The 12,997-nt window shown below is 68.8% G+C and carries 10 protein-coding genes and 1 pseudogene; 4 read left to right on the forward strand and 7 right to left on the reverse strand.

Annotated elements, in window-relative coordinates:
- The first annotated feature begins 43 nt into the window (after positions 1–43).
- Positions 44–1,386: pseudogene (locus AC1D1S_RS14185) on the forward strand (HNH endonuclease).
- 102 nt (positions 1,387–1,488) lie between these two features.
- Here AC1D1S_RS14185 and AC1D1S_RS14190 read toward each other — a convergent pair.
- From AC1D1S_RS14190 to AC1D1S_RS14200, 3 genes are all read right to left on the reverse strand, one after another.
- Positions 1,489–4,035, reverse strand: a complete 2,547-nt coding sequence (locus tag AC1D1S_RS14190; RefSeq protein ID WP_476994747.1) for an MMPL family transporter — start codon at positions 4,033–4,035, stop codon at positions 1,489–1,491.
- A gap of 1 nt (position 4,036) precedes the next feature.
- Positions 4,037–4,726, reverse strand: coding sequence for a TetR/AcrR family transcriptional regulator (locus tag AC1D1S_RS14195; RefSeq protein ID WP_476994748.1), 690 nt, complete (start codon positions 4,724–4,726; stop codon positions 4,037–4,039).
- Positions 4,727–4,796: 70 nt separating this feature from the next.
- Positions 4,797–4,922 (reverse strand): heavy metal-binding domain-containing protein, encoded by a 126-nt coding sequence (locus AC1D1S_RS14200; RefSeq protein ID WP_476994749.1) that lies wholly within the window; start codon positions 4,920–4,922, stop codon positions 4,797–4,799.
- Between the two features lie 204 nt (positions 4,923–5,126).
- Between AC1D1S_RS14200 and AC1D1S_RS14205 the strand changes: the two genes are divergently transcribed.
- Entirely contained in the window at positions 5,127–5,681 is a 555-nt protein-coding gene (locus AC1D1S_RS14205) for a hypothetical protein (protein WP_476945635.1), read from the forward strand.
- Between the two features lie 103 nt (positions 5,682–5,784).
- On the opposite strand, the gene AC1D1S_RS14210 is transcribed toward AC1D1S_RS14205, so the two are convergent.
- The 4 genes from AC1D1S_RS14210 to AC1D1S_RS14225 form a co-directional block, all read right to left on the reverse strand.
- Positions 5,785–7,230: a dicarboxylate/amino acid:cation symporter gene (locus tag AC1D1S_RS14210; RefSeq protein WP_476994750.1), complete on the reverse strand. Its 1,446-nt coding sequence runs from the start codon at positions 7,228–7,230 to the stop codon at positions 5,785–5,787.
- Positions 7,231–7,490: 260 nt separating this feature from the next.
- Positions 7,491–9,191 (reverse strand): DUF885 domain-containing protein, encoded by a 1,701-nt coding sequence (locus tag AC1D1S_RS14215; protein ID WP_439954112.1) that lies wholly within the window; start codon positions 9,189–9,191, stop codon positions 7,491–7,493.
- A 120-nt stretch (positions 9,192–9,311) separates the two neighbouring features.
- Entirely contained in the window at positions 9,312–9,557 is a 246-nt protein-coding gene (locus AC1D1S_RS14220; RefSeq protein ID WP_476994753.1) for an acyl-CoA carboxylase subunit epsilon, read from the reverse strand.
- 5 nt (positions 9,558–9,562) lie between these two features.
- The gene (locus AC1D1S_RS14225; RefSeq protein ID WP_079551557.1) at positions 9,563–11,146 is read right to left on the reverse strand and encodes an acyl-CoA carboxylase subunit beta; all 1,584 of its coding nucleotides are present in this window, start codon (positions 11,144–11,146) and stop codon (positions 9,563–9,565) included.
- A gap of 204 nt (positions 11,147–11,350) precedes the next feature.
- Here AC1D1S_RS14225 and AC1D1S_RS14230 point away from each other — a divergent pair, with 204 nt between their 5' ends.
- Complete coding sequence (locus AC1D1S_RS14230) at positions 11,351–12,241, forward strand: SDR family oxidoreductase (RefSeq protein ID WP_476994751.1); 891 nt, start codon at positions 11,351–11,353, stop codon at positions 12,239–12,241.
- Between the two features lie 184 nt (positions 12,242–12,425).
- Positions 12,426–12,997: biotin--[acetyl-CoA-carboxylase] ligase (locus tag AC1D1S_RS14235; protein WP_476994752.1), on the forward strand; the 572-nt coding region annotated here is incomplete at its 3' end.

Here is a 12,997-nt window from a genome sequence, read left to right on the forward strand (position 1 = left end):
CCGCTGGGCTTAGGCTGTCCGCCCACGGACAGTGCCGGGATCATTGACCGGATCCGGGAACTGGAAGACTCCGCTGGGCTTAGGCTGTCCGCCCACGGACAGTGCCGGGATCATTGACCGGATCCGGGAACTGGAAGACTGGAAGTCCGCCGCGTCCGCGGAACAGGCCCGGCTCGCAGTGGCCTTCGACCTGCTCCAACGCCGCGAACAAGCCCGGCTCGGGGTCCCGGCCGAGAAGCTCGGCGCCGGGATCGGCGCGCAGATTGCCCTGGCCCGGCGCGAATCACCCGCCAGGGGCGGCCGGCTCCTCGGCCTGGCCAAGGCCCTGATCACCGAGATGCCGCACCCGCTCGCCGCCCTGCAGACAGGGCAGCTGAACGAATGGCGCGCCACCCTCCTCGTGCGTGAAACCGCGTGCCTGCGCGCCGCGGACCGGGCCGCCGTCGACGCCGAACTCGCCGCCGATTCGGGCGCGCTGGCGGGCAAGGGCGACCGGGGCATTGTGGCCGCGGCCCAGGCCGCCGCGTACCGGCGTGATCCCCGCTCCGTCACCGAACGCGCCGCGCACGCCGGCGCCGAGCGGCACGTCAGCCTCCGCCCCGCCCCCGACACCATGTGCCACCTCACCGCCCTGCTACCCGTGCCGGGCACGCCGACACCCTCCGCGCCGCCGGGGACCCGAGGGGCCGCGGGCAGCTCATGGCCGATGCCCTGGTCGAACGCACCACCGGCACCCCCGGCGGGATCAGCGGCGTCGAGATCCAGCTCGTCATCACCGACCGCGCCCTCTTCCACGCCGGCGCCGAACCCGCCCGGCTCCCCGGCTACGGCACCGTCCCCGCCGGCTGGCCCCGGGAACGCATCGGCGCCGGGACGGACGCCAAGGACCGGGACTTCAAGACCTGGCTCCGGCGGCTCTACACCCACCCCGGCACCGGCGAGCTTGTGGGGATGGACTCCCGCGCCCGGCTCTTCCCGCCCGGCCTGCGCCGCTTCATCCAGGCCCGCGACGACACCTGCCGCACCCCCTACTGCGACGCGCCCATCCGCCACCTGGACCACATCATTCCCCGGCACACCGGCGGCCCGACCACCACGGACAACGCCGCCGGCCGCTGCGAAGCCTGCAACCACACCAAAGAAACCCCCGGCTGGAAAGCACGCCCCAGCCCCGGAGCCGCACCCGGATCCGCCTCGAGCATTGGCGCTCGGCACACCATCGAACTCACCACCCCCACCGGCCACACGTACCGTTCCACCGCGCCGCCCCTGCCCGGATAGCCTGCCGGCGAAGCGAGCGTGGATTCCCGTCGCCGGCGCCGGGATGAGCTCCACCGCGCGAAGACGCTCAAGGGTATGCGGCCCTCAGGCTCACTGGCGGCCTGAGCGGCGAACAGGCCACAAGCCTTCCCKAGCTGCATGCACGAAAAAGCCGCCCGCCGATCGAAACGAWCAGCGGGCGGCTTTAGGGCAACTCGTCGGCGGCCTTTAGCGCGCGCCGATCTCCTCCGGCTCGGGCTCGCTGTCGGCCGAAGCTGAGGCCGAAGCCGCGGGCCGGAGCTTGGCGCCCTCGACGTCGACGTCCGGCAGGATCCGGTCCAGCCAGCGGGGCAGCCACCACGCCTTGTCGCCGAGCAGGTACATCACGGCCGGAACGATCGTCATGCGGACTACAAACGCGTCCACCAGGACACCGAAGGCCATCGCGAAGCCCAGCGGCCGGACCATATTCAGGTGCGAGAAGATGAAGCCGGCGAACACGCTGACCATGATGATGGCCGCGGCGGTGACCACGGACGCGGCATGGCTGAAGCCGGTGCGGACCGCATGCCGGGCCGATTCGCCATGCATGAAGGACTCACGCATGCCCGAGGTGATGAACACCTGGTAGTCCATGGCCAGCCCGAACAGGACGCCGATCAGGATGATTGGCAGGAAGCTCAGCACGGCGCCCGGGTTTTCGACGCCGAACACCGTTCCCAGCCAGCCCCACTGGTAGACCGCGACGACGGCTCCGAAGGCGGCCGCGAGCGAGAGCAGGAAACCGCCTGTGGCCAGCAGCGGCACCACGATCGAGCGGAACACGAGCAACAGCAGGATCAGGGACAGCCCGACGACGATGGCCAGGTACGGGGGCAGGGCATCGCCGAGTTTGGCGGAGACGTCGACGTTGCCGGCAGTCTGCCCCGTGAGGCCGATGCTGACCCCAGTGGAATCCTTGATGCGGTCCTTTTCGGCGCGCAGCTCGGAGACCACCTGGACAGTGCTCGCGCTGGCCGGGCCCTCCCGGGGGATGACCTGGAACACCGCGGTGCGGCGGTCCTCGCTCAGCGCCACCGGAATGGCGGCGGTGACGTTGCCAGTACCGCGGAGGATGTCGGCGACGTCGAGCTGCTTGGCTGTGGCTTCCTCCGCGCTCAGGCCGGCCGGGAAGTCGCCCACCACCACGATCGGGCCTGTCATGCCTTCGCCGAAGCTGCGGCCGGTGACGTCATAGGCCTTGAACGCCTGCGACTCCACGGGCTCGGACCCGCCGTCGGGCAGCGCGAGCCGCAACTGGCTGGCCGGCAGCGCCACGATGCCCAGCAGCAGGACACCGGCCAGCAGTGCCAGAACCGGGTGCCGGGTGACGAGTCCGCCCCAGCCCTGTTTGCTGCGGCGTTCGTCGCGGGCACGGTCTGCGCTCTCGTGGCCGGGGGCGGCATTGTGCTTCTCCGCCTTGGCCCAGACGCGGCGGGAAATGAGTCGGGGCCCGATCAGGGACAGCATGGCAGGGGTGAGGGTCAGGGCGACGACGACGGCGACGGCCACCGTTGCGGCGGCGGACAGGCCCATCACGGCCAGGAAGGGCAGGCCCGGAATCACGAGGGCCGCGAGGGCGATGATGACGGTCAGGCCCGCGAACAGCACCGCGTTGCCGGAGGTGCCGGTGGCGAGGGCGACGGATTCCTCGCCGTCCATGCCGGCCAGGAGCTGGCCGCGGTGCCGGTTGACGATAAACAGCGAGTAATCGATGCCGACGGCGAGGCCCAGCATGAGCGCCAGCATCGGGGAGATGGAACTCATGTCGACGGCGCCGCTGAGGGCGAAGGTGCCGCCGACGCCCACTGCCACACCGACCAGGGCCATCAGCAGGGGGAGTCCGGCGGCGATCAGGGTTCCCAGCATGACGATCAGCACCAGCGCCGCGATGGCGATGCCGAGGACCTCCGAGATGCCGAACAGCTCGGAGACGTCCTCCGTGATTTCCTTGCTGGCCAGGGCGGTCACGCCGGCAGAGGAGACTTCGTGGGCGATGTCCTGGACCTGCTGGCGCACGGCGGGGGCCAGCCCGTTGATCGAGGTCTTGAACTGGACCTGGGCGATTGCCGCGGTGCCGTCCTCGGACACGAACCGCATGCCCTGCGAGGCCTCGAGCTGGCGTTTGGCCAGGGCGAGCTTGGCCGCGCCGGCCTGGAGTTCCTTGGTCCCGGCGTCGAGCTTCTCCTGGCCCGCGGCGAGGGCAGCTTTCTGCTGGCCAAGCTGGGCGTCGATGGCCTCGGCGGACATGCCGGCCGCGGTCATCTGCTGCTCGGCGGCGGACAGCTGGGCCTTGCCGGYGGCCAGCCGGGCGGCSGACGCATCCAGCTGCGCCTGTCCTGCGGATGCCTGCTGCTCGCCGGCGGCAAGGTCCGTGACGGCCTTGTCCAGCTGGGCCTGCGTGGCGAACGGGTCCACGGTGCCCTGAACATCGGGGAGGGCTTTCAGCTTGGTCAGCGCAGCCGAGACCGCGTCCTTGCCGGCCTGCGTGAACTGGCCGTTCTGCGACTCGAACACGATGCCTGCCGAGCCGCCGGAGGACTTGGGCAGCTCCTGCTTCAGCTTGTCCGCCATCTGCTGGGTTTCAGTGCCGGGGATCTGGAAGTTGTTGGACATGGTGCCGTGGAAGGCCGCAGCCGCGCCGCCGACGGCCACCAGGACGGCGAGCCAGAGGGAGATGACGAGCCAGCGGTGGCGGTAGGAGAACTTGCCGAGACGGTAGAGCAACAGGGCCATGTCAGTGCCGATCTGGGGAAGGGGTGGCGGGGGAATGGGACGCGAATCCGGAGCCGAGGAGGCCCATCGAATCGATCAGGAGCTGGCGCAGGACGGACAGGGACTCGGGAGTCAGGTCGCCGCCGCAGCGGGCGAACCAGACATCCATGGCAGCTTTTCCGCACGAGATGACGGAGCCGGCGAGGGCGCGGAGGTAGAGCTCGTCGACGTCGCCGGCCGCCGTCAGCGCAAAGCGTTCGCGGGCGGCGTCGATGATCTGTTCGGTGCAGTGGTCCCAGGCTTCCAGCTCGGAGCGGCTGAGCTGGGGGTTGGTCTGGCCCAGGCTGTAGAGCTCGGCCACCGGTGCGACGGTCATGGGATCGGCCAGTTCAACGAGGGCTGCGCGGGCCGATTCCAGGATTGGCTCGCCGGCCGGGCGGAGCCGGAACTGCTGAAGTGCCGTGTCCAGGAAGCCGAACGTCACCGAGGCGAGGGCCGCCTCGGTGCTGCCGAAGTAGTTGAAGAACGTGCGGCGGGAGATCCCGGCGGCGTCGGCGATGTCCTCCACCGTGAAGTTTCCAGGTCCCCGCGTGCGGAGCAGGTCCATGGCGGCGTCCGTGATGGCCTGCCGGGTAGCGGCCTTGTTCAGTTCGCGGCGCGAGGGGACACCGGGGTCGCCGGATGCGGCGGAGGGGAAGGGCGATGGGGACACGCGCTTACACTACGTGCATGTTTGCACTCTGGGCAAGTATTTTCCAGAGTGGGGCTGGCAGGGTCTGCGCTCAAGGCTTGAGCTGGGCTGCCGCGTTGCCGGAATTGGTCAGGGAGCGGACGGTCAGGCCCATGACTTCGCCGAGGACGGCGTCGCCCCGGTGGCCCGGGATGTCATTCGAAGTGACGATCAGCATGCCAGAGCCTATCCACCTCTGCCGCCATTTTGCCCACCTTTTGCCCTCTGGGCGTCCCTGCCGGATTCACAGGAAAGTGAAAGCTGGGAAACAGCTATCTCTGCTGGGGCAGGTGCAGACTGGAGATGCTCGTGGGGCAGCCTTCCCCGGACGAACCATCAGCTTCAAGCGCCGTCACCGCGCGGCAGATCCAGGAGACAGCAGATGTCACGCACAACGAAAATCGCACTCGGCCTCGGGGCGGCGGCCGTTGCACTGGGTGCAGGGCTCGGGGTCGCCGGGATGGCCTCCGCCACCACGACGCCGACGCCCACCCCGACACCCAGCTCGAGTGCTCCCGGGAACAACTTCGCCGACGGCTACGGCATGCGCGGCGGACACCGCGGCCACGGCGGTGCGGAGTTCGGCGCCCGCGCCAAAGAACTCGCCGCCAAGCTCGGCGTCGACGAGGCGAAGGTCACCGACGCCCTGAAGACTTTCCGCGAAGCCAACAGGCCGGCCACCCCGCCGGCCCCGGGGCAGAAGCCGGACCGCGCCGCAATGGAGAAGGCCCTGGCCGCTTCCCTGGCGAAGTCGCTCGGCCTCGATGAAGCCAAGGTCACCGCTGCCCTGGAGGAATTGCGTACCGCGGAACAGGCCAATCACGCCGCGGCACTGAAGCCCCGGCTGGACCAGGCCGTCAAGGACGGCACCCTGACCCAGGCAGAAGCGGACGCAGTTACCAAGGCCGCCGAAAAGGGTGTGATCGGCGGACACTAGGCCCGTGCGGACCCGGGCCGAGGCCGGTTAAAGCCGAAGCCGGAAAACCAGAGAAGTCCCCGGGGATTCCCGGGGACTTCTCTGGTGAACACTCGTTCTGTTGTTACGCCCTGGCGTCAGCCAGTTCCCGCTCGTCCCGTCCTGCCGCGGGAGTGGCGGCGGCGGAGGGATCGACGGCGGCGGTGCCATCGACGTCGTCGCTAAACGGATCGCCGTTCCGCGGCGCGTTGTACAGCCTTTCGTCCAGGATGCCCTGGCGCTTGGCCACAATCGCCGGGATCAGTGCCTGCCCGGCCACGTTGACGGCGGTGCGTCCCATGTCCAGGATCGGGTCGATGGCCAGCAGCAGGCCGACGCCGGCCAGCGGCAGTCCCAGCGTGGAGAGCGTCAGCGTCAGCATCACGACGGCGCCCGTGGTGCCGGCGGTCGCGGCCGAGCCGAGGACCGACACCAGCGCGATCAGCAGGTACTGGGTGAAGTCGAGCTGGATGCCGAAGAACTGGGCCACGAAAATCGCCGCCACGGCCGGGTAGATCGCCGCGCAGCCGTCCATCTTGGTGGTCGCGCCGAGCGGCACGGCGAAGGAGGCGTAGGCGCGGGGGACACCCAGGCTTCGTTCGGTCACGCGCTGGGTCAGCGGCAGGGTGCCGATSGAGGAGCGGGAGACGAAGGCSAGCTGSACSGCCGGCCACACSCCGGAGWAGTACTGCTTGAYGGACAGKCCGTGGCTGCGGAYCAGSACSGGGTASACMMCGAACAGCACGAGCGCCAGGCCGATGTAGATCGCCACGGTGAACTTGCCGAGCGAGCCGATGGTGTCCCAGCCGTAGACGGCCACGGCGTTGCCGATCAGGCCGATCGTGCCCAGCGGCGCGATACGGATGATCCACCAGAGGACCTTCTGGATGACGGCGAGGGCGGAGGAGTTCAGGGCCAGGAACGGTTCGGCCGCCTTGCCCACTTTCAGCGCGGCGATGCCGACGGCGATCGCGATCACCAGGATCTGGAGGACGTTGAAGCTCACGGCGGTGGTGGCGACGCCGTCAGTGACGGTGGTGGTCGCGCTGAGGCCCAGGAAGTTCTTCGGGAACAGCCCGGTCAGGAAGGCCCACCAGTCACCGGACTTGCCGGCGTACTTCGCTTCCTGGCTGATGCCGGTTCCGGCGCCGGGCTGCAGCAGCACGCCCAGGCCGATGCCGATCAGCACGGCGATCAGCGAGGTGATCGCGAACCAGAGCAACGTGTTCCAGGCCAGCCGGGCGGCGTTGGAAACGGCGCGCAGGTTGGAGATTGAGCTGACGACGGCGGTGAAAATCAGGGGGACCACGGCGGTCTGCAGCAGCGAGACGTAGCTCGAGCCGATGGTCTGCAGCGTGGTGCCTAGGGCGTTGGGGTTGGCCTTGGTGCTGCCGGTGTACTTGGCCAGCAGGCCAAGGCCCAGGCCGACGATCAKGGCGGCAATGATCTGGAAGCCGAACGAGCCGGCCCATTTGGGCAGCTGGAACCCGGTCTTTCCAGCGGGTGCGGGGGTGCTTGTCTGAGTGGTCACCGGAACACGCTAGGACCGTTGCCGATAGCATGACGAACGGATGTTGAGAAATGTTACGGCGCCACAGGTGGCCCCGCGCCTCGGAATGCCCGGGATTGCCGCGCCGGCAGGGGCTTTTGTGAAGTTATTCCGGCGAGCGGTGTGGCGATTGTCTCGTCGCCGGACGGCCCGTACCGCCCTGTGAGGCGCGAGATGACAATTCGCGGCAATGCTCTGGAGAAACACTGCCGCGAACTGCCATCTCAACGGCCTTGGGGGGTTTACCCCAGGAGCGCGCGCTTGAGGGTGTCCAGGCCCACCGAGCCGATGTTCAGGGCCTTCGTGTGGAACGCCTTGAGATCGAAGCCGGGGCGGGATTCCAGCTCTTCCCGGATCTGCTCCCAGAGGCGCTGGCCGACCTTGTAGGACGGGGCCTGTCCCGGCCAGCCCAGGTAGCGGGTGAACTCGAACTTCAGCTGCCCCTCGCTGATCGGCAGGTTGGCGCGGAGGAAGTCAAAGCCCTTCTCCGAGGTCCAGATGCCGCTGCCCCAGCGCTCGGGGACTTCGAGTTCCAGGTGCACGCCGATGTCGAACACCACGCGGGCCGCACGCATGCGCTGCATGTCCAGCATGCCCATGTGGTCGCCCGGATCATTGAGGTAGCCGAGCTCCTGCATGAGCTTCTCCGCGTAGAGTGCCCAGCCTTCGCCATGGCCCGAGGTCCAGCACACACTGCGGCGCCACTTGTTCAGCAGCTCCCGGCGGTATGTGGCGGTGGCGACCTGGAGGTGGTGGCCGGGCACGCCCTCGTGGTACACGGTGGTTGTTTCGGCCCACGTGGTGAAGGTGTCTTCACCGGCCGGCACGGACCACCACATGCGGCCCGGGCGGCTGAAGTCCTCCGAGGGACCCGTGTAGTAGATGCCGCCTTCATCGGTGGGCGCGATCCGGCACTCCAGCGTCTTCATGACGTCCGGGATCTCGAAGTGGACGCCGGCGAGCTCCGCGACGGCTTTGTCGGACAGTTCCTGCATCCAGGCCTGGAGGGCGTCGGTGCCCTTGAGCTGGCGGGCGGGATCGTTGTTGAGGATCTCTTTGGCTTCCTCCACCGTGGCGCCGGGCCGGATTTCGCCTGCCACCCGTTCCTGTTCGGCAATGAGGCGGTCGAGTTCCTGGACGCCCCATGCGTAGGTTTCCTCCAGGTCCACGGTGGCGCCGAGGAAGTCCCGGGAAGCCAGGGCGTAGCGGGCGCGGCCCACAGCGTCCTTGGCCGGGGCGACGGGCAGGAGCTCGGACTCGAGGAAACCTGCGAGCCGGGAGTACGCCACCCGGGCAGCTGCCGCGCCGGTGTCGAGCCGGGACTGCAGTTCCGCCGGGAGCGGGCCGTCCGCGGTCTTGGCGCCGGCGGCGAGCTTGGCGAAGAAGCCGTCGTCCGCGGCGTGCTTGGTGGCCTGCTCGATCACGATCGAAACCTGGCGGGCCGCGGCGACTTTGCCGTCCTGCATCGCCGAACGCAGCGACTCGATGTAGCCGTCGATTGCGGCGGTGACATTGTGGGCCCGGCCTGCGATATGCTCCCACTGCCCGGCGGTATCCGTCGGCATGAGGTCAAAGATCGCGCGGATGTCCTGGGACGGGGAGGCGATGTTGTTCAGATCGGCCGTGGCCCAGCCCGATTCGTGGATTTCCAGCTGCAGGCCCAGCCGCTCGCGCATGGCGTCGAGCGTGACGGCGTCGACGTCGTCAGCCGGCTCCAGCCCGTCCAGCGCCGCAAGTGCCTCGCGGGCGGCGGCCGCGAATTCCTCGTGGCCGGCGGGGGAGAAGTCCTGGTACTCCGTCTCGTGCCCGGGCAGGCCAAGTTCGGTGGCGAAGCTCGGGTTAAGCCGGATCAGGGTGTCCGTGTAGGCGTCGGCGACGGCGTCAATGGCTGTCTGCTGGCGCGCGGGGGCAGTGTTGTCTGAGGCGATGATTTCGGTAGTCACCCGACGAGACTAGCCCGGCCGCCGTGGTTATGAAAGAGTCACTGAACTTTTTCGCGTGCAACTTTCCCGTGCAGATTTCGGCTGCGGGCCGGCCCTGCCAGGACGCTGAACCGGGTCGGCTCAGCCCAGGCTGCGGCGCCAGGCCTGCGGACCGGGCCTCGGCGCCAGCCGAAGCTGCTGCCGGCGGACCCAGTGCCGGACGCCGGGGCTTTCCGGTGCTGCCTGCTGGGTCTGCCCCAGGGACAGCACGACGGCGGTCAGCGCCGCCAGCTCTTCCGGCGTCGGCTGACCCTTGGCGACAGAGAACAGGATCCCGKGCGCGGCGTCGCTGCTTACCGCGTCGGCAGGTTCGTCGGGTTCGGCCATGGGGCTCACAGCGGGATGTTCCCGTGCTTCTTGGCGGGCAGGGCGGCCCGCTTGTCCCGGAGGGCGCGCAGGCCCTTGATGATCTGCAGCCGGGTCTCGGACGGTGCGATAACCGCGTCCACATAGCCGAGCTGGGCGGCCTGGTACGGGTTGAGCAGCTCTTCCTCGTACTGGCGGATCACCTCGGCGCGCTTTGCCTCGACGTCGCCGCCGTCCTCCGCCACCGCGGCGAGTTCGCGGCGGTACAGGATGTTCACGGCACCCTGGGCGCCCATGACGCCGATCTGGGCGGTGGGCCAGGCGAGGTTGAGGTCCGCGCCGAGCTTCTTGGAGCCCATCACGATGTAGGCCCCGCCGTAGGCCTTGCGGGTGATCACGGTCAGCTTGGGCACGGTGGCCTCGGCATACGCGTAGAGCAGCTTGGCGCCGCGGCGGATGATGCCCTGGAACTCCTGGTCCTTGCCCGGCAGGAAGCCCGGCACGTCCACGAGCGTGATGATGGGGATGTTGAAGGCATCGCAGTGCCGGACGAAGCGTGCGGCCTTTTCCGAGGCCGCAATGTCCAGGGTGCCGGCGAACTGCATGGGCTGGTTGGCCACGATGCCCACCGTGTGGCCCTCGACCCGGCCGTAGCCGATGATCACATTCGGGGCATAGAGGGACTGCATCTCAAGGAAGTGGGCGTCGTCGACAATTTGCTCGATGACCTTGCGCATGTCGTACGGCTGGTTGGCCGAGTCCGGGATCAGCGCGTCCAGGGCGAGGTCGTCGTCGTCGACCTCCAGTTCCTGCTGGTGCTCCAGCACCGGGGCCTCGGCGAGGTTGTTGGAGGGCAGGAAGTCGAGCAGTTCGCGGACGAACTCGACGGCGTCGGCCTCGTCGGAGGCCAGGTAAGTCGAGGTGCCGGTGTTGGCGTTGTGCTGCCGGGCGCCGCCGAGGGTTTCCATGTCCACGTCTTCGCCGGTGACGGTCTTGATGACGTCCGGGCCGGTGATGAACATGTGCGAGGTCTTGTCCACCATGACCACRTAGTCGGTCAGGGCGGGGGAGTAGGCCGCGCCGCCGGCGGASGGGCCCATGATGAGGGAGATCTGCGGGACGACGCCGGAGGCGTGGACGTTGTTGCGGAAGATGTCCGCGAACATCGCCAGGGAGGCGACACCCTCCTGGATGCGGGCACCGCCGCCGTCGAGGATGCCGACCACGGGGCAGCCGTTGCGCAGCGCGAACTCCTGGACCTTGACGATCTTTTCGCCGTTGACCTGGCTCAGCGAGCCGCCGTAGACGGAGAAATCCTGGCTGTAGACCGCGACCGGGCGGCCGTCCACCGTGCCGTAGCCGGAGACGAGGCCGTCGCCGAGGGGCTTCTTCTTCTCCATGCCGAACGCGGTGGAGCGGTGCACGGCCAGCGCATCGAATTCGACGAAGGAGCCGGCGTCCAGCAACAGGTCGATGCGCTCGCGGGCGGTGTTCTTGCCGCGCGCGTGCTGCTTGGCGATCGCTTCCGGGCCGGAGGGCTGTTCGGCACGGGCCTGGCGGTCGCGGAAATCCGCAATCTTTCCCGCAGTCGTGGTCAGATCGTGGCTCATCAAGTTTCTCCGGCTCTGTCGCAAGGTTGTACGGCGCCCGTCGCGTGGGGTCCTTTGGCTGGAATCCACAAAAGCAGGGCTCTGCTGGCAAGTCTAGTGACGGTATTGGCCGGTGCCGCTGTAGGGAACCTACAATTTTCCCGCCGCGAAGCTCCCTCACCGCTTTGTTACCCGCCAGTAACATTCGTCGGCTAGAGTGTGGGCATGACTTCAAGCAACGATGCTTCGGGCACCGCCGCAGGGCCGTACCAGGCCGCCGGTTCCCTCCAAGGCCGCACTGTCCTCATCTCCGGGGGCAGCCGTGGCATCGGCCTGGCCATCGCGCTCCGCGCGGCTCGGGACGGCGCCAACATTGTCCTGATGGCCAAGACCGGTCAGCCCCACGCCAGGCTGGAGGGCACCGTGTATACCGCCGCCGAACAGATCGAGGCCGCCGGCGGCCAGGCCCTGCCGCTGGTCGGCGACGTGCGCAACGACGCCGACGTCGCCGGTGCAGTCGGCGCCGCCGTGGACCACTTTGGCGGGATCGACGTCGTCATCAACAATGCATCCGCGATTGACCTCTCCACCACCGACGACGTGGATATGAAGCGCTACGACCTCATGCAGGACATCAACGTGCGCGGGACGTTCCTGCTCTCGAAGATGGCGCTGCCGGCCCTGCGCGCCTCTGGGGCCGGGCACATCCTCACCCTCTCCCCGCCCCTGAACCTGGATCCGAAGTGGGCCGGCCTGCACCTGGCCTACACCATGGCCAAATACGGCATGAGCCTGACCACGCTGGGGCTGGCCGAGGAACTCAAGGCCGACGGCGTCGCCGTGAACTCACTCTGGCCGTGTACCTTGATCGACACCGCGGCCATCCGCAACATGCCCGGCGGCGACACGATCGTCAAGGGCGCCCGCAGCCGCGAAATCATGGCCGACGCCGCCCACGCCGTGCTGACCGGCGGCAACGCGGTCCCCGCCCACGGCAGCCGGAGCGGCAACTTCTATACCGATGAGCAGGTTCTCGCGGCGGCAGGGGTGACGGACTTCAGCCCGTACAGCCTCGGCGCGCCGGAGGCCCAGCTGGTCCCGGACATCTTCCTCTGAACTTGCTGGGTCTTTTGTGGCCGTCTGCCCCGCGGAATTTCCCCTCATTKGGCGCCCGGGCGCCGGAATCAGTGGTGTGTTCGGCCGACACGCCGGACATCCCGGCCAAAGGTGGGGAGTTTCGGCGGAGGCATTGAGGCAGACGGCCGGGGCCCCGGTGCGCTTTCCTCGGTAGGATTCAAGGATGGATGCCGCGCAGGAAACCCCGGACCGTCCGCCCCTGGACCTGAGTGCCCTCAGCGATGAGGCGTTCCTGTCCGCCAACGGAATTCCGCGCCTGAGGGTGCTTGAGTCCACCGGCTCCACCAACGCCGACCTCCTCCGCGGGGTGACCGAGGATCCCGGTGCGTGGCCGGACCTGTCAGTGCTGACCGCCGAGTACCAGAGCGACGCGCGCGGCCGGCTCGACCGCCGGTGGGAGGCGCCGGCCCGCAGCTCGGTCTCCGTCTCCCTGGTGCTCCTGCCGGTCAACGGGACCGGCCGGCCGCTGCCGACCCACAGGTACTCCTGGCTCTCCCTCCTGGCCGCCCTCGCCCTGCGGGAGGCCCTGACGGAAACGGCAGGCCTTCCGGCGGAACTCAAATGGCCCAACGACGTCCTGGTCCGGGGCCGGAAAATCGCCGGCATCCTGGCCCAGCTCGGCCCGCTCGGCGCCGGCGGCGCGCCGCCGGTCGTCCTCGGCACCGGCCTGAATGTCACGCTGACGGAGCCCGAACTCCCGGTTCCCACCGCCACCTCCGTGCTGCTGGAGAATCC

This window comes from Arthrobacter sp. P1_A5 (assembly GCF_056406825.1).